Source organism: Zestosphaera sp. (assembly GCA_038727705.1).
GTDB lineage: Archaea > Thermoproteota > Thermoprotei_A > Sulfolobales > NBVN01 > Zestomicrobium.
In genome coordinates this window covers 431,191-452,004 of sequence record JAVYVJ010000001.1, presented here as the reverse complement: position 1 = coordinate 452,004, position 20,814 = coordinate 431,191, and the positions used below count along the sequence as shown (strand labels likewise).

Here is a 20,814-nt window from a genome sequence, read left to right as displayed (position 1 = left end):
CCCTGTCTAGACACCAAAATAAATTTCCTGACGTAAATATTATTTTGGTGGCGGCAGTGAAGTTGGGGATAGTTCCGAAGCTTAACAGCGTTGAAGCGCTCCAGCTAGCTAAGCTTGTGCTCAAGCACGCCGAGAGTAAGGGCCTAGCGGTGTACCTCGACTCAAGAGCCAGGGATCTACTTACTTGGGATAAGTTCTTCCAGCTGGGTAGAGATCAGTTGGATATGTTGGTGGTCATAGGCGGTGACGGGACCGTGCTTAACACCCTTCATCTGCTGAAGGACGCGGAGGTGCCGGTAGCAACGATAAGGTACGGCAGGCGTGGGTTCCTATGCGACGTCCCCCCCTTCGAGTATTCCGAGATGATCGCTAGAATAGCCTCAGGGGACTACAGGCTGGTGGAGTACATGAGGTTGGAGGGCAGTGTGAGGGGGGTTACTGACATACCTCCGGCGCTCAATGAGTTAGCTATCGTGAGCTCGGGCAGTGGAAGAGCTAAAGTTATAAGACTTTACGTTCAGAAGGACGGTGAGGAACTCTACAGGAGGCTCGTTGGGGACGGGCTTATAGTGGCGACGCCCGTGGGCTCGACTGCATACAGCCTCGCAGCAGGAGGCCCGATACTGGACCCGCTGATGGACGCGTTAGTCTTAACGCCTCTCGCATCGATAACCCTGTGCACGAGGCCCGTGGTCCTGCCGTCGCAGTCGGAGGTGGCGGTCACAGTGTCCAGAGACTCGCCGGAGGCAGTTCTGATAGTGGACGGCGCCTACAGCGTGCCGCTCAAGCCGAGGGACTCAGTCATCATCAGGAAGTATCCCAAGCCAGCGAGGTTCGCCAGGTTCTATGTGGGTGATTACTACGTCAAGATCTTCGAGAGATGCTTGTAGTGAGGCCTACGTACTAGATGCTGCAGCATTCTTCGCGGCATATCAACTCTACTTGAGCACCAGCGCGTACACGGTCAAGGAGGTTATAGGGGAGGTCAGGGACGCTGAGAGCCTTAAAAACCTACAGCTGGCCCTCTCAGCCGGGAAGATAAGCCTCGACGAGCCTTCCGAGGAACACAGGGGTAGAGTAGCCCGAGTTGCTGAGGAGCTCATCAAGGCAGGCAGGCTATCAAAGACGGACCTAGAGCTCCTGGCGTTAGCGAGCAAATTACTGGAGAGGTGTGGTAGGGTGGTGGTAATAAGCGACGACAGGGCGGTCCAGAAGGTAGCACTTAAAATAGGTGCAGAGACCGTAGGCATAAAGTACAGGGAGCTCAAGAAACGATAGGAACGCTGGTATGGTTCGACGAGTCTGAAACATTTAATGAATTCTCACACATACTCTCTCGGGTGTCGGTAATGGAGATCATACTCAGGCCCGTTGGGGTCGTTAGGATTCAATACGCTGATGAGGAGGTCAGGAACTCCGATGATGGAGTGCCGGGAGTCATAGAGGTCTACGACGAGTTCAAAGGGGGGCTTGACGGGATAGAGGGATTCTCACACCTGATTGTAATTGCATACCTTCATAAAGTCTCCGAGGAGCAGAAGAAAGTCCTCAGAGTGAGACCCAGACGTCTGCTTAAACACGGATTCAGGCTGGATGAACTCCCTGAGGTGGGCGTGTTCTGCACCGACTCCCCCCACAGACCATCGCCGATAGCGCTCACAGTGGTTAGGCTGATCAAACGTGAGTCAAGATTACTATATGTCGAGAATCTCGACCTCTTCGACGGGACCCCAGTACTGGATATTAAGCCATACACTCCGGGAAGGTGTGTGGAGGATGGAGAGCTTAAGCTCCCTGAATGGCTGTCGAGGCTCTACGAGGAGATACGGGTTAGGGAAGGTGGCAGGAAACCGAAGGTTTGAAACGCTTAAGCCAGCAGGGTTTTAGAAACGAAACTAGCATCACTTAAAAATCCGGGTGATACAGTATTATTGGTGCGGGGGTGCCCGAGCCAGGTCAAAGGGGTCAGGCTGAGGCCCTGATGGCGCAGGCCTGCGTGGGTTCGAATCCCACCCCCCGCACCAGTTAACTAGGTGGAGTAATTCAACCGCGGGCCGCGTGAAAACCTGAACTACCTTCACATAATGCATAAATACCTCTACTGGGGTGTTAGTTTGTGTTGGGAGTGAATCGCGTTGAGCCTGCAAAGCATTATTAAGACGGATGTGCTCATAGTGGGTAGCGGCCTCAGCGGGCTTTCCCTAGCGTACTTCATTGGCAAACAAGGTAACCGGCCCTCAGTGACCATAACGTGTAAGTCAGCCCTAGGCTACGGTACCTCAACGTACTACTCTCAAGGCGCCTTCAGATGTGCGGTCGGCGGCTACAAGGCTGAGGAACACGCGAGAGACACGTTGGAGAGCGGCAGATACGTTAACAGAAGGTTCTTAGTTGACCTGCTCGTTAACGAATCCCCGGAAAGTGTTCTAGCACTTAAGGAAGTGGGTATTGAGTTCAGGGAGTCGAGGGGTATGTTGAGGGTTGTGGGCGGCGATTCCCTCTTCCCGGGCATGGATCTAGTAGCGCGTCTTGGAGGGTATATTGCGAGAACAGGGGTTAAAGTCCTTGAGAGAACCCACCTGCTCGATGCATTAAGGTGTGGTGACGGTACATACTTAACCACGCACATCCATGGAGGAAGAGTCCTGGCAATCAACAGCAAGGTCCTAGTCTTGGCTACCGGCGGGGCCGCTAACGCGTACCTGAGGAGCGATAACCCGCAACAACTTGCCTGCGATGGTCATGGGACAGCCCTCAAAATGGGTCTGCCTCTAATAGATATGGAGTTCGTCCAATTCTTTCCCTTAGGCATCGCCGAGAAAGACAGGCCCAGCTTCATAGCACACTTCACTAAAGGCAAGCTCCTGAACAGCCTTGGCGAGGACGTGTTGATTAAGTATGGATTGAGGGACCTTTACAAAGCGACTACGGTTCAGAGGGACCTGCTCTCAAGATATATGATGCTCGAGGTAAGCAACGGGAGAGGAGTTGATGGCGCTCTGCTAATGCATCCGGAACCCTCGACGGATCCACAATCGAGGACAGCGTATGAATTAATGAAGAAGTTGGGACTCCAACCCCCAGTCAGGGTGTTGCCGACAGCGCACTACACAATGGGAGGAGTTGAAGTGGATAAGGCGCTTAGAACGGGATTGCCGGGGCTCTACGTCATCGGGGAATTAGTTGGCGGGGTTCACGGGGCTAACAGGTTAGGCGGTAATGCGTTGTCAGCCTGTATGGTGATCTCACGTAAGGTGGCGGTCGACGTAACTGAATACCTGAACAAAGAATTCAGGGAGGACGTCAACACATCGCGAGGCCCTGAAGATTTCGGGGAGCTCAGAGAGGTGCTGAAGGACTATAAGTTTAGGGAGGGAAAGCTTAACGCTAAAGAGGTCAGGCTGGCTACACGCGACATCACGTGGAATTACGTCGGCATCCTCAGGTCAGCGGATGGCATCAGTAAGGGTATTGAAGAACTGCATAACTTGCTGGAGATGCTTGACGGAGTTCATGTAGGGAGCTACGAGGATCTTGCCAACCTCAGAGAGGCTGAGAACACCCTGCTGACGTCGTTAGCCATAGCGTACTCAGCACTGGTTAGGAGGGAGAGTAGGGGGAGCCACTTCAGGCTAGATCACCCGGAAGAGAAGCCGGAGTGGGTGAAAAACGTGAGGGTGTGGTTACGTGAAGGCAAGGTGAGTTATGAGGTAACGCCTGCCAGCTAACCTCCACATGGCTCCTGAGGAATGTTTCACGAGATGTTCAAATAGCTGAACAGTGCTGTGCAGGTGTTAGAGTTATAGTTGCTTGAGCCACATACAATGTGTGGTGTCAGAATGGGGAGAAGAATCATTACGTACCTAGCCTTGATATTCGTGGTTTCAGCTGCCTTAACATCCGCGGCCCTCATTATAAGAAACGTGTTCGAGGTTAGTATAGAGGGGATTGTCAACGTGCCACCCACCGGCGCAGTAATGGATATTGAGTTGAACGTGGATGAGAAGGAGGGTGAGAGAGTTATCAACCTAGGTGTCTTCAACATACCCGCCGGCAGTATCATCGTTAGACCGAATCTAACTAGACGTGAGGGCTCCTTCGCCATAGTCTTAGGCGGCGAGCTCACGTTGAAGTCTGACAAACACGTCTATAGGATCTTAATGCCCTGTTTAATGAGTGTTGGTAAGCCCTGCTACAGGATCATGATGTTGATACCGGGATACGACACGCCACTGAACGTTGAGGAGGGGGTATACAACGCCACGCTCACACTAAGGTGGACTGCCGAAGGCTCTGGAAAATTCCGTCTGAAACTAACTCTAGAGTACGGCGGGAACGCTCCTGAGCCGTCCATCGAAGTGATCGGAGTCAAGCCCGAAGCAACTGACGACTGGACAGTCACGCCTAACTCGACAAGGACGTACTCAATGCTTGTGAAGACATTTTCACAAACCTCAACGCTGGCGTGGATATGGATATTCGACCCCAATAACCTGAGTGCAGGCAGACTCACACTCAAGCTGATTGACAGCGACTCAGGGGACGTAGTTGCTGAAGAGTCTGTGAGAGCTTTCAGGGACGGGTTCTACTGGAGTGTGCTGGTTGAGGTAAGAACACCCGGCGAAGGTAACTACGAAATCGCTTGCTTCTTGGAGGGGGGCGCGGTATTGAGCGCCCGTATCACCAAGACCAAGTGAGGGACATAAACAGACGCGGGAACGCCTCGGCGAAGAATAGACCCTGCAGGGACCTGTGAGACCAGGATGGAATAGTGATTAGGCTGTATTACCCATTATGAAACCTAAGTCTCCTAGTCCCTCTCTTCCATGATCGCCTTAACTGCCAACCTTGCCGCCACTCCACACACCCCACCGCTCCTCGTCACGCCCCCGCGAGAGCTGAAGCTGCTTTGAAGACGTTGTTGTCCTCTAGGTTTAAGACCTCCTGAATAGCTCTTAACGTCATCTGTGAGCAGCCGTGATACTTGCGGTAAAGCTCCTCAGCAAGTGCGCCCACCCTCTCAAGCAAATCCTCACGACTTGACACTATGACCACCTATCAAAAACCGGCGTCCCGACTAAAAACCTTCTTGAGGGAATGCAAGACCCACAGCCGCAGGACGTCGCGTTCAGGGCTATGGATATGAAGCGGGTTTAGTCCTTAAAAAATTCTAGCAACCTATGCGCCCTAGTTACGCGCTCAAGCCTGTCCCTCCAGACTACGTGAGTGTCCTCAAACTTCATGGTTCCAAACCCCTTCAGCATTAATGGCGTGTGCACGAAGGCCAAAACCATTCTCTCCCTCACTTCAAGGGCTCTATGAGCGGGAACTATAGTTACTACAGGGTATTCCTCCGGTTGCAGGCCCACACCGTGAGTGTATTCAGTAAGCCTGTTCTCCACGAGGCCGTGCTTCACGAACAGTTCGTCAATATGCCTAATTACGTCGATGAATCTTCTTCCAGGACTTGTCAGCTCACATGCCCTGAGGTAAACCTCCCTCACACACCTAAAGCTCCTACCCACGACCTCTGGCGGTGAGTCGCCAATGAACGTAGTTGCTGAAGTGTTGGCGTAGTAGCCGTTGTAGTCTGAGGCCACCACCACAGTGACCAAGACCCCCTTCCTAGCCACTACATCGCTCATTGGCTCGGCGTGAACTCTTGGGTGAGGACCGACATTCACATATATATGTGGTTCCTCAGAGCCCGCTCTGTAGGCCTCATAGTATGCCTCAGCAGCTATACTTGTCTCAGGCAAATTCTCAGTAACCATGGCGAGGGTTTTCTCAAGAACCCTAGCTGAGATCTCCCCCGCTTTCCTAATCAACTCGATCTCGTAGTCGTCCTTCACAACCCTGAGTTCAGAAAGTATGGGGTTAATGTCAACTACCTCAACATCTCTGTTGGCTTTCTTAAACATCTCGTAGAATAGGGTAAAGGAATCCCTCTCAACGCTGAAGACCATGCCAACCCTCTTAGCCCCTAGCGTCCTGATGGTTGATGAGACCTTGCCCATAAGATCGCCCCCGTCGGTATACGTGATCACGTTAACCTCCTTGAGGGCGGATCTATCGTTGAAGAAGTCCTCTTCGCCTCGAGCGACGAACGCTGTAGGGGCTTCGTCAGCAGGGATTAGTAACGCCGGCCTAAGCCACTTGAACCCCATAAGATACTTAAAATCGGACAGGGTTCTAATCATGGCGCAGTCCACCCTCAGCCTCCTAAGACCCTCCTGCAGCTGTGATAGTCTCTTGCTCAAGACGGGTGCTGGTAGCAAGCAGGTCACCAAGTAGGTCCTAGCTCAAGAGCTAATAAACATTGCTCATAAAGAAAACTCAGTCCCGATCATAGGGGTTATCGGTGTGTGCCGCTGTATCTAAAGCGAAGTTCCGTCACGAGGGAGAAGACGTGAAGTCCTAAACAGTGTTCGTGGGTTCAGCTGGCCCGCAACGCCTCCCTTATGTAGTTCAAAAATCCCTCATCATCCCCCCTCTCCACGTATTCAAGGAGATCGTTGGCAGCCAGCGGATCCCCCAGCTGCGTCGCTATAGGACCTAGGAAAAAGAACTTGAACGTGAAGTTAGCTGTGTTAACGTCACCCTTATAATACTCGATCAGCAGAATGTAAAGCTTGGTAGGCGACGTGAATAACAAGTCAATTGCTCCCATACCATACCGCTTAGTGGTGAGGAGGCCGATGAGCCCTAGGAGTCCGGGTGCCACACGCAGGACGTGCCTTCTAACAACGTCCTTGAGCTCGCTAATCACCTCGTCATCCAAGAAAGATATCACCTCATTTCAAAAGCGCCTTTAGTAATCCTCACCTGAAACAACCTCTCCACTACAATCTCGGTCGGTAAATAATTTAAACCTTACTTCACATTATGCATGCATGTCTCACACGGAGTTTGCCAAGCTCTCCACGTCCTCACACACAGGGCTGAAACGTAAACCTAGGCCCCACGCACTTGAAGACTGAAGATTAGTGAAGACTTATTATCAATCGATCACAGTAATCAGGGGGATGGTGAATGGCGATAGGTTATTATTTCGACTTCGACGGCACTCTAAGCCCCATCGATGTTGGGAGGGATGCTGCCTACCCATCTCCCGAGGTCTTCGAGATGCTTAGACATCTCAGTGAGAAGCACGTCGTGGCCGTCGTAAGCAGTAAGGATTGCCACTTCCTCCTGAGAAGATTGCCCTACGTGCACGGGCTTGGATGCATCAACGGTAGTGAGGTGGTGGGGGGCGGCTACGTGGCCGTAGATGAACTGGTCTACAGGGGCGGGCTGGTTGAAGTTCTGGAGAGCATTCTTAAGATGCTTAGGCGGCGTGCCGACTGCTATATCGAGGAGAAAAGGACTCTGCAGGGGATCCTTGCCGGAGTCTCCATTGACTGGAGGGCCTCCGGCAGGATGCCTGACGGGCTTGACGATGCGCTTAAACTGGCTAAGTCACGCGGTTTAAACATCCTGAGGTATGGCGGCAATCCCTTCATCGACATATACGTATCGAGTAAGGGGAAGGATTCGGCCGTGAGGGTATTAAAGACGCTCCTAGGCGTTAGCAAGGTCGTCTACGTTGGTGATGGTGAGAACGACATACCTGCCTTCAATGTGGCCGACGTGAGGGTCTTAGTGAGACATAAATATAACAAGGGGCTTATGATAGAGTCGGAGTATGAGGTGGGTTTCGAGGAACTCCCAAGGTGGTTGATCGAAAATGCCTCTAGAATTGTATGATGTGCTAGTCAGTTTGGGGGCTTCCATACTCATAGTCCTGATGGGTTATGCAGCTGGCAGGAGCTTCAGGTGGGCTCTAAGGAACGCCTTAGAGAGGTTGGGGACTGACGAGTGGTTTAGGAAGTTCGCTATAGGCAAAGCCATACTTAGGGGTGGATACAGTCCTAGCGAGTTCTTCAGCCTTGTTGCGTCGTGGATAATATATGTGGCCTCCGTACTCACGGCGACGTACTACGTCTCCTCATCACTAGAGCTGACTGAGATACGCGACATAGCGTACGCGCTCCTCACGACGTACTTAGTGGGGTTCGTGAAGGCGTTCTCCATAATAATCACGGGCTTCATACTAGTGGATTCCTTTATAAGCTACCTCTATAAGAGCTCTGAGCTCAGGGCCGAGCAGGAGCTCCTCACGCCTGTGGCAGAGTACTTGCGCATTCTTCTCTACGTGGTCACAGTGGTGTTTGCGTTAGAGCAGGGTGGGATAAGCATTCAGGCGTTAAGCAATATGCTGACTCCGGTGATATGGGGGCTCACAGCGGTCATGATCATCATAATATTGGGTCATGTCTTGGGAAGGGTTCTGAGAAAATGAATTTCCTGTCAGTTATGTATCAGACTTCCCGTAGTAAGGGTCAGGAGCTCCTAGCGCAGAGGATGGTCAAGTGGGTTAGGAGGCTTGGTCACAACGCCTGGGTGGTGACCGGAATATATCATGACGGGAAACCCGTAGTTTCTCAAAGAACTATAGCAAGGCAGGAGAGGGGGTACATCGTATTCGAGAAAGACCCAGCGGTAGATGTACCCTCAATAAGGGTCGATAGTTTGAGGACCACGTGGCCGCCGAGAAGGATAATGTTCAGGGATTTCATAACGACGCTCAGGAACATAGACAGTGATGTGGGGATAGATTTCCTTGTAACGCATTCAACATTGTGGAACGGTCCTGAGGAAGCTGCTAAGTGGGTTCTGTGGAGGAGGCTTATGATAAGCATGGGCGAGGAGGGGGGTAGCGTCACCTACGCTCACATGTCGCACTACCAGCCGCCAGACCCGGGCAGGTATTCCCCAATAGAGAGGGCGTTCAGAATGGCGTGGAATGCGACGGCCTTCCCGGCGATCTTCAGAGCGGCAGACCTTATTCTGTGTCTGACCAGTGTTGAGGCTGAGGACATGCTCACATTGGGGGCTAGACCGGATCAGATGCACTTGTTCCCAGGGGGGCTGGATGACGACACTGCGGCTTTAATAGATTCCGCAGACCCTATGCTCGTACGTAGTAAGTACGGCATACCCGACGATAAGTATGTAGTGTCTTACTTAGGAACAATCGAGGAGAGGAAAAACCCTCTGGCGGTTGCTCAGGTGGCTAGGAAGCTCTCCACGCTGAAGGATGTAGTGTTCGTGATAGCGGGCAAGCCTGGAGATCAGTGGGAGGATCTACTCAGGGAGATCCGGGGTCTAAGTAATGTAGTACTTACTGGGGAGCTGGACGAGGAGATTAAGGCGTCGCTCATAAGGACCTCATACCTCAACATAATAATGTCGAGGATGGAGGCTTTCGGACTAACACAGCTGGAATTCATGTATGGAGGAGTCCCGGTAATAACTAGCGCTGTCTACGGACAGAGATGGCTTGTGAGGAATAATGTCGATGGAGTCCATGTAGGAGGACCTGAAGACGTTGACGGGGCTTCTAAAGCTATTGAAGAATTAGTGCGGAACCCAGATAAGAGGGAGGAGATGTCTAAAAAAGCCAGGGATAGAGCGAAATCCTTCCTAATGTCAACTCTTGCTAAGGAGTTGCTGGGCAAGGCTTCACAACAGTATAAGAAACGCTAACACAGCACACCCATTGAACGGCGAACTAGGTCAACTTTCTACTCGACCACTGCTGGTAAGGGAGGGGTCTGCCGGGAAGGACCGAACACCCCTTCCCAAGTCTTCGAGACGTGTTGTCCTCACCCTATAGAGGACGGGACTCAAAGTATGTATCTTACTCTTTGAGTTAGATGCTGCATGTCTTCATCAAACCTACTCATGTCATACTACTTCCACATTGCCATTATTATGGAAGACGAGGCCCGTGAATTCTTCATGGAGTGAAAGGAGGTGTGGCGGGCCCGGGGGGATTTGAACCCCCGACTTCCGGCTTAGGAGGCCGGCGCTCTATCCTAGCTGAGCTACGGGCCCAGCTCAAGTCTTATTTCGCAGTGAGTTATTTAAGTGTTTTTATGACGTTCTAGACGGTAGTGTCAGGTGATGTTGGTGTGAGGAAGATCTTTCACGAACTCTTCACTATTAGTGGGGTCATTGAAGTTATTTCCTCTTACGTGAGGTTGGACCCTCTGGGGGCTGAGTGTGTTAGTCTGCGTGAGGCTGTAGGTAGAGTTCTTGCCGAGGATACGTACGCGCTTCACGACCACCCGCCGTTCGACAGGTCTGAAGTTGATGGATATGCCCTCCTCTCCTCCTCCCTAATCGGTGTTGAGGAGGACGCGCCTGCCAAACTAAGGCTCAAGGGCTCGGTTAAGATTGGGGGGACCCCCATCATCGAGGTCGGTGAGGGGGACGCGGTTGAGGTGGATACGGGTGCTGCAATTCCGAGAGGCGCTGACTCCGTTGTGATGGTTGAGTATAGCAAGAAGCTGGGCGATTACGTGTACGTCTACACCTCAGTAACGCCGGGGGAGAACGTGGCTAAGACAGGTTCCGACATCATGAAGGGTGAGCTGCTGCTACGCAGGGGGACTGTGTTGGGGCCTGCGGAGCTGGCGTCGCTGGCGGCGGCCGGGGTCGGCAGGGTTAGGGTGTACGTGAGGCCTAAGGTAGGCGTGGTGTCGGTGGGTTCTGAGTTGCTGGACGTGGAGAAACACCCACTTCAAGACTATAGCGTGTTTGAAGTGACTTCACACTACGTGATCCCATTGTTGATGGAGCTCAGTGCAATCCCTAAGTTCTACGGTATAGCGCCTGACGACGAGAGCGCTCTGAGGGAGGTTCTAGAGAGCGCTCTGAGGGAGAATGATGTGGTCCTTACCGCGGGGGGCACGTCTGCAGGGGTTGAGGATCTAACTTACAGAGTGATTGACAGTCTGGGGGAGCCGGGGATAGTTATACATGGCCTGAAGGTCAAGCCAGGCAAGCCGACCATAGTGGCGGTCATTAACGGGAAGCTCGTATTCGGCTTACCCGGCTTCCCGCTGTCGGCGGCCATGATATTCAGGTCGGTCGTGGCACCCGTCATATCAAGGCTTGCTGGTCTGCCGCCTAATTATCTGGAGCTGGAGGTCAGGGCTAGGATTGCTCAGAGGGTCCTAGGCGTTAGGGGGAGGTCCACCCTAGTTCCTGTAGCCCTAATCGAGAGACAGGGCTCCTTAATAGCTCACCCAGTTCAAGTTCCCTCAGGGTCTATAAGAGTGATGACTTATACGGATGGGTTCGTGGAGGTGCCTGAGGACTGCATCGCCTTGACTGAAGGGAGTGAGGTCAGGGTCAAGCTATTCAGGAGGTATTGGAGTCCCCCGGAATTCGTTTTCATAGGTAGTCATGACTATGTTGTTGAGGAGTTAATGCGCTTAGCTGCGGAGACCCCTAACTATAAAGTCATCAACGCGGGGTCGCTCGGAGGTCTCCTAGCTGTCGGCAGGGGGGAGGCCGACTTGTGCGGCACGCATATGCTGGATGAGGAGAGCGGCGAATATAACGTGCCGTACGTCAGGAAGTTAGGGTTAGCAAAGGATGTTATGGTGATTAGAGGGTGGGTTAGGGAGGTAGGCTTCATACTGCCTAAGGGTAACCCTAAAAACATAACGTCCTTCAAGGACCTCTTTAGAGAGGACGTGGTTTTCATTAACCGAAATAGGGGGTCGGGTACCAGAGCGCTTATTGACATCAACCTGAGGAAGTCCGCGGATGAGTTTGGCATGAAGCATGAAGACATACCCAGGGTCGTTAGAGGCTATCTAAATGAGGCTAGAACACACACGGGCGTCGCGGTGGCTGTGTTGCAGGGAAGAGCTGATGTGGGTGTTGGAGTGAGGCACGCGGCCGCCATATACGGGTTAGAATTTCTTAAAGTGGGTGAGGAGATATACGATATAGTTGTGCGTAGAGACAGTATTAGCAAGCATGCAATCTCTAGGACACTTAAATTACTGGGCAGCGAGGAGGTGAGGAATCTAGTGTGTAAGTACCTGGGATATAAACCACACGAAGATACGGGCAGAACCATATTCCCGGCAGAGACTTAAAAACTGCGCACACGATTATGATCGTTATTCTCACGCATGACAAAGCTTTAAATAATTAGCCAAGAGATATGTATTGTGGGCCGGTAGCTCAGCTGGAAGAGCGCCGCCCTCGCACGGCGGAGGCCCCGGGTTCAAATCCCGGCCGGTCCACCATGATAATCGTTCGTTAATGAATTCGTTGAGAGAATTTTCATGAACTCACCATGCAAAGTGCGCCTATTTCAGGTGGTGAATCACACACCCAGCATGTACTTTAGCATCAGACTTAACATGATTGAGGTTGTGATGGCTACGATGGGGTGTTGCTTGAGAACCATGACTGTGGCGAAGGCAATGATGAATATGCTAAGCTCTACGGGTCCCACTAGACCATCCCGGATAAGCACGGTATGACCTACCTTAATGAGGGCTACTAATATTAGAGCTACAACAGCAGCGTTTATTCCTCTTAGAACAGTCTTAACTGCCGGGTTTTCGAAGTACCGTGATAAGCCCATCACGATCCCTAGGATAATAGCGTAGGCCGGAAGCACCACGCCAAGAGTTGCTATAGCAGATCCAGGGACTCCGTAGACCCTATAACCTATGAAGGTAGCCATGTTCACAGCTACCGGGCCTGGAGTGCTCTCAGCAATACCTAATATGTTGACGAACTCTTCGTCGGTCAGCCAGCCCCTCATTTCAACCATCTCCTTATGAAGGAGGGCTAGGCCACCGTAACCCCCTCCAAACATGAAGAACCCTATCTTAAGAAACTCCAGAAACAGATCAAGGAGCATGTTCATGCAACCACCAAAAACCTACGTCTCGAGGAGTTTTAATGCTTTCGCACCACATCGTTGTCGTTCGCTTAGGAAATATTAGATACGTTGCGTAGGTTATGGGTGGCGGCTCTTTATGCCGAAGTGGGATGTCTTCCTGCTAGGCGACTTGAATGTGGATTTAGTCCTGTTTGTGGGCAAGCTACCCAGACCCGACACAGACATTCAAGTCAAGGACATAAGGACCCTACTGGGGGGCGTTGGATACAATATGAGTGCGGCAATGCGCGATTTAGGACTTAATCCGTACCTAGTTGGAAGTGTCGGTAATGACTTCCTTGGAATGAAGCTTCTGGAAGGGTTGAGGAACCTGATGCTTGACGTTAGCGGGGTGAAGGTGGTGAGCGGGGTGAGCACGGGTCTAGTGGTAGTTTTAGTTCTACCTGACGGGAGCAGAGCACTGCTGAGCTTCAGAGGGGCCAACAGCCATACAGCCCTCTCAACGCATGACCTAACCTCCTTAGAGGACGCTAGGCACGCGCATGTCTCAGGATACATGCTCCTGAACATTGATGGAGGTAGGGCGGCAATAGAGGTTCTCAGGAGGGCTGGCGAGTTACGTATCTCAAGGAGTGTGGACCTGGAAGGGATTGCTTTCAGCAACGAGGAAAGACTAAAGCTCATTGAAGGACTTGCCGAGCACGTCTTCATGAATACGGAGGAGATGAAATCGCTCACAGGTCTTAACGACGTGGTGGAAGGTGCTCGCAGAATACGTAAGTTACTGAAGCCGGAAACCGTCGTGGTTAAGATGGGGGCCGAAGGCTCATTAGCACTAACAGATAGCGAGGTCCTGAGAGAGAGGGCACCACCCGTTGAGGCGGTGGACTGCACCGGTGCGGGCGATGTCTTCAACGCAGGATTCATCTACGGCACTCTAAAGGGATTAGAGTTACGTAAGGTGTTAAGAATCTCCAACGCATTAGCCGCGTATAAGTGTGGTAGGAAGGGTGATAGGAGATTGCCGGCCGGCCCTGAGATTCTTGACGCACTGAAAGACCTCTGGAGCGACGCTTAAATGATCCCCCTCAATGCTTACGGCAGGGCTATTCCCTTAGGTACGGAACGCCGCTCTTTCTGGGCGGTTTAGCCTTCCCTATGATGCCGGCCACCGCCGCGAGCGTCACTATGTAGGGTAAGGTATTTATTAACGTGACTGGAATAACGTCTTTAACTCCTGGCAGGATCTTAAACCATTCAGTCACAGCCCATGAGGATCCGAACAACACACCCCCAACCAAAGCTAGAAGCGGTTTCCAATTGCTGAAGACCACTAGAGCCAGCGATATGAAGCCTCTCCCGGCAGCTATCTCCTTGGTTATCGTTCCCAACCAGTCTAGACTCATGAAGGCGCCCGCAAGGCCTGCCAGGGCTCCTCCATATACGGTGGCTATTAACTGCAGCCTCTCCACATGAATCCCTAACGTATCAGCTGCCTGAGGCTCCTCACCCAGAGCCCTCAACTTAAGCCCAAAACCAGTTCTGAAGAGTAAGTAGTGCGTAAATACTGCGAGCAGCACACACAGGATGAAGATGGGGCTTACTAAGCCTGCAATCCTAGGCACCCTGCCGGCCTCGGGGACCTGCTTGTACCCAGCGACGCCCCAGAGGGCTATTATCATGTAGGGGACGAAGCCGAGCGCGAATATGTTTATCCCAACACCCGATACGATCTGGGCCCCCTTACCGTACGCTGATATCAGGCCGTGGATAAGCCCTATCAACGCTCCAGCCCCCACGCCCGCCAACACCCCCAACCACGGGTTGAGGGTGTAGGTCGCGACCGCCACAGAAACCAATGCCGAAACACTAATCATTCCCTCAAGACCTATGTTCACTATCCCCGCTCTCTCAGCAACTATCTCGCCGACCGCAGTCAGCGTCAGGGGCGTCATGGCGTAAGAAGTTGAGACCAGCAGGTTAATTATGACGTTCATGACGGAACTCATCAACTCAACACCTCCTTACCGCGTCGTCGGATGCCTACGTACTTACGTATGATATTTATCACCCCAGGCATCGCTAAAGAAATCACTATCACACCTTGAACCAGCCTAACCAGCTCGAAGGGCACCCTAGCCTCTATCTGCATGCCTCTAACGCCTGCGTTCAGCGCACCCACCAGCATTGACGCAAGGATTATCGCCACCGGGTGGTTAAGCCCTATCAGAGAGACCGCTATTCCATCAAAGCCCAGACCTGCTATATTTGAGAGGCCGGTCGTTATTGAGTAATGCGGCGGCCTGCCCGCAACCTCACCTATACCTGCTAGAGACCCCAGCACGGCACTGAAAACGAAAGAGATGATCATCAACTGGGATGTCTTCATTCCAGCATATTTAGCGGCGGCTAGGCTGGTTCCGACAGCCCGTAACTCATACCCCAGCACCGTGTACCACAGAATGAAGTACGTGATTAAAGCAGCAGTTATAGCTATAATTAAAGAAGCTGACAGCTCAGTACCGGTGAAGAGTAGCGGTATGCGCGCGCTGACAGGCACTGCAACAGTCTTCGACGCATCCTTGGGGTCAGGAAACACGTTAACCCTCACGTACTCGACCAACCAGAAAGCAATCCAGTTAATCATTATCGTGGTTATGACTTCATGGACCCCCCTATACACCTTCAGGAACGCGGCGATCAGCGAGAAGGAGACACTCAATCCTAAACTCGTTAAGACACCTACAATCAAAACCAAGGGTGAGTCAACCTTAAGCATGCCGGAAGTCATCACGAGCCCGAGAGCGCCGAGATACACCGAACTCTCAACCCCTATGTTGAAGAGCCCTGACCTGACGCTGACGGCGAAGGCCAGTCCCGTAAATATTAGGGGCGTAGCGTAACTTAATGTAGTCGACAGAGGATATGCATCCACGAGCGGGTTTCCGAACGCATGCGTGAATAGGCTGTAGTAAGCGTGCAACGCATCGTACCCGTAGGCCTGCATGATGAGACCTCCTATGGTAAGGCCGACAACCATCGCTACAAACACATTACCTGCCTTAACACATACCTCCTTAATAAACTCCCTCCTCAAACATTAACACCCCCTAACATTAGGCCGAGCTTCTCCTCAGTCAACTCACTGACGTGCTTTACCCCTATGAAAGTACCCTCATACATAACCGCGACCCTGTCGCTCAGCTGAAGCACCTCCTCAAGGTCTGAGGATATTAGGAGGACCGCCTTACCCTCCCCCCTCAACCGCAGAAGGAGGGACCTTATATATTCGGTAGCTGAAATGTCGAGACCTCTCGTTGGCTGCGCTGCCACTATCAACGACGGTTCTTTAGAGATTTCACGAGCAACCACCAACTTCTGCTGATTGCCGCCGCTAAGGAACTTGACCGGTGAGGAAACGCTTGGCACGACTATGCTGAACCTCTCTATCAACCCGGAAGCGTGCTTGACTACATTACCCCATAGGATGGTGCCCAACGGTCCTAGAAAGCCTCTAGAACGATGTATTCCTAGAACGCTGTTCTCACTCACCGTGAAGTCCATGATCAACCCCGCCGCGGCTCTGTCCTCAGGAATGTGGGCAACACCCATGCTGTACAGTTTTGACGGAGTCAGGTTTTCGACTCTGCGTCCATCAAATATGACCTCGCCCTTCTCCACCCTCCTCAGACCTGTTAAACCCTCCACAAGCTCCTTCTGACCGTTCCCCTCAACACCGGCGATCCCGAAGACCTCGCCCTCCCTGACGCTGAAGGAGACCCCCTTAACAGCCCAAGTGCCTAAGTCACTGCGAATCCATAAATCCCTAACGACGAGTAGATCCTTACCTACAGTGACGGGAGGTTTAGAGAGCGCGGGAACGACCTCCCTCCCCACCATCAAGCGTGCTAGGAGGTTTAAGCTGGCATCTTTACGAAGGACCTCACCTACTACCCTACCCCTCCTCAAGACCGTGATTCTGTCCGCAATCTCGAGGACCTCACGCAACTTATGGGTTATGAAGACTACGGATCGCCCTTTTTCCTTGAGCCTGCTTACCATGCTGAACAGCTCCTTAATCTCCGTTAAGGTGAGGTTAGTCGTGGGCTCGTCGAGAATTAAAACTTCAACATCCCTATAGAGCATCTTAAGAATCTCCACTTTCTGCCTGACGCCGAAGGACAGCTCCTCCACGGGAACGTTGAGGGGGATTTTCAAACCACTCATGGCCATAAGACCATCAATTTTCTCCCCCGCATTTGAAAGTCGCTCACTCGGCAGTCCCAAGACGATGTTTTCATACGCGGTGAAGGAGGGAACTAGCGAAAGATTCTGATGAACCATGCCGACACCAAGTTTGAGTGCATCAGCAGCGGCCGAGAACCTGACCTTCCTTCCCTTAACGTATATGGAGCCTGAGGTGGGTTTAAGGATCCCGGCCAGAATCTTCATTAATGTGGTCTTCCCTGCACCGTTTTCACCTAAGAGGCCATGAATCTCACCACGTCTTACTGAGAAATCAACTCCCCTCAAGGCGACGGTGCCGTCCGGGTATATCTTCGTTATGCTCTTCATTAAAACTAAGTGCTCGCCCGCCTCGTTATGGGTTGCGGTATTTTGCACTCCACCCGACCTAAAGAAAGAACATAGAATCCGTTTAAAAGGCTTAAGACCGAGGAGACCCCGTGGATTTTTATGGAAAAAGACCCGTCTGAACCCTCTTAGCTTAAGTCACGCCTAGAGCTTTTCTGACCTCAGCTATAGACTCCGCCGTGAACGGTATCTTAGATTCTATGTCCGAGAATTTGACCCCCCTCGTAGCCAGTGATTTGTTCGTCTTAAGTGTCTCCTGCAACTTGTATGCCTCCTCCCAAATCCATGATGGTACTGAGTTCCTCATGGAGTTGACAGCGTTTAGGATCTTGTCCTTGTCCTCGGCCTTGACGGTCCCTGCCTGGATACCTAACGTTAAGAACGTCTCCAAATCCTCCACACGGCTCATGGCTATACCGCCTTCAGCAATGCCTAACTCTAGAATCCCGCCATACTTTGTCACGTTCTTGTGCACCAGGTAGTTCAGGGCTTTCTTAGCGGCTGTGTAGACACCTACGTCAACCCTCTTCATCATCGACGCTATTATGAAGCCTGGCTTTATATAGTCTTGGTCAGCGTCAACCCCTATGGCGAAGGGCGGCCCCGTAGTCCTCCCGGCCCTGGAGCCAGCCTCAGCCACTGCCTCAAAAATCCCTAACCCAGTAGCGCCGGCCACGTTATACACGACCACAGCACCCTCTCCAAGCATGGCATCGGTAGCAGTCTTGCCCTTTCCAGGGTCGTTGAAGGAGCCTGTGTAAGTGTACAGAATCTTCACATTAACGTCCTTGCCTGTCTTCTGTTTGTATATCTGCTCGCCGTATCTTATACCCCAGTAGTAGCCGGCCTCGAACTTGTAGAGAACCGGGATCTCCATACCCAGCACGACGCCGACCGTGGTTCTATTGTAATGTGCTGCGAGCATCGCGGCCAACGCACCCACTACAGCGCTTCCCTCATGTTCCTTGAAGAGGACGCTCAACACATTACTTCGGTTCTCCACGACGCCGTCGATTATAGCGAAGAGCTGGTTAGGATACTCTGAAGACACCTGACTCACGGCATTCGTCAGCAGGAAGCCTACGCCTACAATGAGTAGGCAGTCCCCTGCGCGTGCCAGGGTCCTTAGGTTGGGTAGATAGTCCGCTTCAGACCTGCTCTGCAATTCTGTGAGCACTAAGCCGAACTCCTTGGCAGCTCTATCACCGCCTAGGTATGCCATGTCGTTGAAGCTGAGATCCCCCCTCCCGCCGACATCATACACTATGCATATCTTCGTGAGCTTCGGGGGCGTCGTCGCAGGCGTTGTGGGCGTCGTCGGTTTAGGCGTGGTCGGTGTTGTAGTAGGAGTAGGCGTTAGCTGGGGTATCAGTAGCCATATGCTCGCTCCTATTACAATCAACAGGACGATAATCACTAGAGCAAAAGTCTTGGAAATGCCTTTCGAACAGCAATGCACTTGAGTTTACACCTCAAATAATATTCAGGAAACCGGCTTAAAAGTGGCTGAGGCCCAACTTCCCTTCTGCCCTTAGAGGCGGGATTCCAAGGAGGGAGGTAAAGCCATCAACCCATCCCCACGATTTCAAGAGTGGATCTCACTTTCTCTCTTTAAAGCGTTTCTCCCTCAGACTGAGGAACCTATCCTCCACATACAGAAGCGCTGCTATGACCTTACCTATAAAGGGTATTGGCGTGAAGGACTCGCTCAGGAACTTGTTATCGTCTCGAGTGTAGCCTCCAGTAAACGCTAGTAGTAGCATGAAGAGAGTTAGGGAGGTGAGCGTCTCGGCGAAGAACCTTACGATGTAGTTGTTAATCGGTGCGTAAAGCAGGGCCGCCAGCAGAACTGAACATAAGGAGGAGATGTATATGTTAAAGACCGACCTCCAGTCAGCCTGAACACCTAACTTACTGGTGGTGCAGAGGAGGTAGAGGAGCGTCGGGATGCCGGAGACCGACAGGGCTGTGACGTAGCCTGTAGGGCCAAGAATCTCTATGAGGACGTAACTCGCTGGGAGCATTACGAGGAACTGGAGGAGGGACGAGTACATCAAGTCCTTAGTTCTTCCAAGACCGCTCAGCATGGCGCTCAGAGAGGTTGAGAACGGTGAGTACAGGTACCCTAGAGATATTAGGGTTAGGTAGTACGGCGCTGTTGTGTAGGACCTACCGTAGATGAGCCTCACCACATCGGTTGAGAAGACGCTGATCATTAGGGTGATGTGGACTGTGAATATGACCATGTACTTCAGTATTTTATTGAAGAAGCTTTTAATCCCGCTTAAGCCGCCCCTGGCCTCCAGCCTTGAGAAGGCAGGGAATAGCGTTATCGAGAACGGGGTTACCGTAAGCCCTATTAGGGAGATGAATTGATTAGCGGCTTGGACGTTACCTAGTTCAACGTTCGTGGCAACCCTGGCAAGCATGACGTACTGAATCCTCTGCAACGACGCTGTAAACAGACCTGACATATAAAGGGGTAGGCCGAACTTGATCAGGTCAAGAGCCCCCACAATCCTTTCACGGCGTCCTGCCGGTCCCACATACCTGAATAACATAACAACCCCTGCAACGCAGGCTAACACGTAGCTGATAACGTGCCCAATTATAGCGCCTGAAACGCCTAAGCCGATGACGACAAGCAGAGGGCTTAAGCACAACTTGATGAGGGACTGCAGGACAGTGATGAAGGACCTTGACTTCATCCTTCCTAACGCGCTGAACGCCGCGAGGGAGGTATTGAGGATGGTTATAGCGAAAGTAAGAAAGGCCGTCAATCTAACGTATTCGCTCAGCTCAGGTCTCCCCGTCAGAGCAGCAGACAGCTGACCGGCGAACAGGTAGTTAACAAGTGAGACGGTGGTCGCTATCGATAGCTTAAGTAGTAAGCCCCTGTGCACAACTTCACTCACTCTATCATCCCTCCCAACAGCCTTGAACTTAGACACGTACTTGACCAACGCTGAGTCGACGCCGAAGTCTGTAAGTAGGAGCAACACGTTAGAGGCCGTCAGGGAGACTGAGTACACGCCGTAGTTCTCAGGTAGCAGTATCCTCGCCACGACTATAGCTGAGAGAGCTAAGAACAGCGTTGAGAGGAAGTTGCCGGCAAACACTACCAGAGTATCCCGAGACGTCCTGACCAACAACCTATCGAAATCCTCTGACAACTTGCCTTCCGTGAATAACTTAGGGAGCCCATATTAAAAGTTAGAGCCACTAATGACACGCTCACCCTGAAGTCGTACTTCTGATTCCCTCTCAGCCCTGAGGATCGGGTTTGTTCATCACTACCATCTTTGACTAGCGCACGTCAGCGGGTTCAAAGAACTCCCGTGGCGCCGGGGGCGGGATTTGAACCCGCGTGCCCCGTCGGGGGCAGTGGGTCTCTTGCCTCTAATGCCGGACTTGACTCGAGCCCACCCCCTTGGACCGCTCGGGCACCCCGGCCAATTAAG

19 protein-coding genes and 4 tRNA genes are annotated in these 20,814 nt (G+C 52.1%); 12 read left to right on the top strand and 11 right to left on the bottom strand.

The genetic code is table 11. From position 1 onward, the window contains the following. Positions 1–56 precede the first annotated feature (56 nt). The 6 genes from QW772_02550 (at position 57) to QW772_02525 (ending at position 4,697) form a co-directional block, all read left to right on the top strand. Positions 57–890, top strand: a complete 834-nt coding sequence (locus tag QW772_02550) for an NAD(+)/NADH kinase (GenBank protein MEM0037785.1) — start codon at positions 57–59, stop codon at positions 888–890. Next, positions 847–1,278 carry a hypothetical protein gene (locus tag QW772_02545; protein ID MEM0037784.1) on the top strand — a complete coding sequence of 144 codons (432 nt, stop codon included), beginning with the start codon at positions 847–849 and terminating at the stop codon, positions 1,276–1,278. Before QW772_02550 ends, QW772_02545 begins: the two co-directional genes overlap by 44 nt. 71 nt (positions 1,279–1,349) lie before the next feature. Next, positions 1,350–1,862 (top strand): tRNA (N6-threonylcarbamoyladenosine(37)-N6)-methyltransferase TrmO, encoded by a 513-nt coding sequence (gene tsaA / locus QW772_02540; GenBank protein ID MEM0037783.1) that lies wholly within the window; start codon positions 1,350–1,352, stop codon positions 1,860–1,862. A gap of 74 nt (positions 1,863–1,936) precedes the next feature. After that, a tRNA-Leu gene (locus QW772_02535) sits at positions 1,937–2,024 on the top strand. A gap of 111 nt (positions 2,025–2,135) precedes the next feature. Continuing rightward, positions 2,136–3,728, top strand: coding sequence for an FAD-binding protein (locus QW772_02530; GenBank protein MEM0037782.1), 1,593 nt, complete (start codon positions 2,136–2,138; stop codon positions 3,726–3,728). 111 nt (positions 3,729–3,839) lie between these two features. Beyond that, positions 3,840–4,697: a hypothetical protein gene (locus tag QW772_02525; GenBank protein MEM0037781.1), complete on the top strand. Its 858-nt coding sequence runs from the start codon at positions 3,840–3,842 to the stop codon at positions 4,695–4,697. Positions 4,698–4,881: 184 nt separating this feature from the next. Here the strand turns inward: QW772_02525 and QW772_02520 are convergent, their stop codons facing one another. The 3 genes from QW772_02520 to QW772_02510 all read right to left on the bottom strand — a co-directional run bounded on the left by QW772_02520 (position 4,882) and on the right by QW772_02510 (position 6,781). Then, positions 4,882–5,055, bottom strand: coding sequence for a hypothetical protein (locus tag QW772_02520; GenBank protein MEM0037780.1), 174 nt, complete (start codon positions 5,053–5,055; stop codon positions 4,882–4,884). 98 nt (positions 5,056–5,153) lie between these two features. Further along, a complete protein-coding gene (locus tag QW772_02515; protein MEM0037779.1) occupies positions 5,154–6,287 on the bottom strand; it encodes a Xaa-Pro peptidase family protein in 1,134 nt (377 codons plus the stop codon). Between the two features lie 149 nt (positions 6,288–6,436). After that, positions 6,437–6,781, bottom strand: a complete 345-nt coding sequence (locus tag QW772_02510; GenBank protein ID MEM0037778.1) for a hypothetical protein — start codon at positions 6,779–6,781, stop codon at positions 6,437–6,439. 251 nt (positions 6,782–7,032) lie between these two features. On the opposite strand from QW772_02510, the gene QW772_02505 reads away from it, so the two are divergent. From QW772_02505 to QW772_02495, 3 genes are read left to right on the top strand one after another with little or no spacing between them, the layout of a single operon-like run. Next, positions 7,033–7,746 carry an HAD-IIB family hydrolase gene (locus QW772_02505; protein ID MEM0037777.1) on the top strand — a complete coding sequence of 238 codons (714 nt, stop codon included), beginning with the start codon at positions 7,033–7,035 and terminating at the stop codon, positions 7,744–7,746. Continuing rightward, positions 7,727–8,341, top strand: coding sequence for a hypothetical protein (locus QW772_02500; GenBank protein ID MEM0037776.1), 615 nt, complete (start codon positions 7,727–7,729; stop codon positions 8,339–8,341). Before QW772_02505 ends, QW772_02500 begins: the two co-directional genes overlap by 20 nt. After that, entirely contained in the window at positions 8,338–9,588 is a 1,251-nt protein-coding gene (locus QW772_02495; protein MEM0037775.1) for a glycosyltransferase family 4 protein, read from the top strand. The genes QW772_02500 and QW772_02495 overlap by 4 nt, the downstream gene beginning before the upstream one ends. A 273-nt stretch (positions 9,589–9,861) precedes the next feature. Here QW772_02495 and QW772_02490 read toward each other — a convergent pair. Continuing rightward, a tRNA-Arg gene (locus QW772_02490) sits at positions 9,862–9,939 on the bottom strand. Positions 9,940–9,998: 59 nt separating this feature from the next. Between QW772_02490 and QW772_02485 the strand changes: the two genes are divergently transcribed. Both QW772_02485 and QW772_02480 read left to right on the top strand, forming a co-directional pair. Continuing rightward, on the top strand, positions 9,999–11,999 hold the full coding sequence (locus QW772_02485; protein MEM0037774.1) for a molybdopterin biosynthesis protein: 2,001 nt from the start codon (positions 9,999–10,001) through the stop codon (positions 11,997–11,999). A gap of 77 nt (positions 12,000–12,076) precedes the next feature. After that, a tRNA-Ala gene (locus QW772_02480) sits at positions 12,077–12,152 on the top strand. 80 nt (positions 12,153–12,232) lie between these two features. Here QW772_02480 and QW772_02475 read toward each other — a convergent pair. Beyond that, complete coding sequence (locus QW772_02475) at positions 12,233–12,784, bottom strand: chromate transporter (protein MEM0037773.1); 552 nt, start codon at positions 12,782–12,784, stop codon at positions 12,233–12,235. 112 nt (positions 12,785–12,896) lie between these two features. Here QW772_02475 and QW772_02470 point away from each other — a divergent pair, with 112 nt between their 5' ends. Next, entirely contained in the window at positions 12,897–13,838 is a 942-nt protein-coding gene (locus tag QW772_02470; protein MEM0037772.1) for a carbohydrate kinase family protein, read from the top strand. A gap of 28 nt (positions 13,839–13,866) precedes the next feature. On the opposite strand, the gene QW772_02465 is transcribed toward QW772_02470, so the two are convergent. The 6 genes from QW772_02465 to QW772_02440 form a co-directional block, all read right to left on the bottom strand. Then, on the bottom strand, positions 13,867–14,769 hold the full coding sequence (locus tag QW772_02465) for an ABC transporter permease (protein ID MEM0037771.1): 903 nt from the start codon (positions 14,767–14,769) through the stop codon (positions 13,867–13,869). After that, entirely contained in the window at positions 14,769–15,857 is a 1,089-nt protein-coding gene (locus tag QW772_02460) for an ABC transporter permease (GenBank protein MEM0037770.1), read from the bottom strand. The genes QW772_02465 and QW772_02460 overlap by 1 nt, the downstream gene beginning before the upstream one ends. Next, complete coding sequence (locus QW772_02455) at positions 15,854–17,335, bottom strand: ABC transporter ATP-binding protein (protein MEM0037769.1); 1,482 nt, start codon at positions 17,333–17,335, stop codon at positions 15,854–15,856. The genes QW772_02460 and QW772_02455 overlap by 4 nt, the downstream gene beginning before the upstream one ends. A gap of 151 nt (positions 17,336–17,486) precedes the next feature. Then, positions 17,487–18,812 carry a BMP family ABC transporter substrate-binding protein gene (locus QW772_02450; protein ID MEM0037768.1) on the bottom strand — a complete coding sequence of 442 codons (1,326 nt, stop codon included), beginning with the start codon at positions 18,810–18,812 and terminating at the stop codon, positions 17,487–17,489. A 139-nt stretch (positions 18,813–18,951) separates the two neighbouring features. Next, positions 18,952–20,502, bottom strand: a complete 1,551-nt coding sequence (locus QW772_02445; protein ID MEM0037767.1) for a flippase — start codon at positions 20,500–20,502, stop codon at positions 18,952–18,954. Positions 20,503–20,692: 190 nt separating this feature from the next. Then, positions 20,693–20,806, bottom strand: a tRNA-Ser gene (locus tag QW772_02440). Positions 20,807–20,814 lie beyond the last annotated feature (8 nt).

Bases quoted from the DNA above. Each gene is read 5' to 3' on its own strand.
- QW772_02545 (MEM0037784.1), top strand. From the start codon at position 847: ATGTGGGTGATTACTACGTCAAGATCTTCGAGAGATGCTTGTAGTGAG.
- tsaA (MEM0037783.1), top strand. From the start codon at position 1,350: ATGGAGATCATACTCAGGCCCGTTGGGGTCGTTAGGATTCAATACGCT.
- QW772_02525 (MEM0037781.1), top strand. From the start codon at position 3,840: ATGGGGAGAAGAATCATTACGTACCTAGCCTTGATATTCGTGGTTTCA.
- QW772_02505 (MEM0037777.1), top strand. From the start codon at position 7,033: ATGGCGATAGGTTATTATTTCGACTTCGACGGCACTCTAAGCCCCATC.
- QW772_02500 (MEM0037776.1), top strand. From the start codon at position 7,727: ATGCCTCTAGAATTGTATGATGTGCTAGTCAGTTTGGGGGCTTCCATA.
- QW772_02495 (MEM0037775.1), top strand. From the start codon at position 8,338: ATGAATTTCCTGTCAGTTATGTATCAGACTTCCCGTAGTAAGGGTCAG.
- QW772_02475 (MEM0037773.1), bottom strand. From the start codon at position 12,784: ATGAACATGCTCCTTGATCTGTTTCTGGAGTTTCTTAAGATAGGGTTC.
- QW772_02470 (MEM0037772.1), top strand. From the start codon at position 12,897: ATGCCGAAGTGGGATGTCTTCCTGCTAGGCGACTTGAATGTGGATTTA.
- QW772_02465 (MEM0037771.1), bottom strand. From the start codon at position 14,769: ATGAGTTCCGTCATGAACGTCATAATTAACCTGCTGGTCTCAACTTCT.
- QW772_02455 (MEM0037769.1), bottom strand. From the start codon at position 17,335: ATGAAGAGCATAACGAAGATATACCCGGACGGCACCGTCGCCTTGAGG.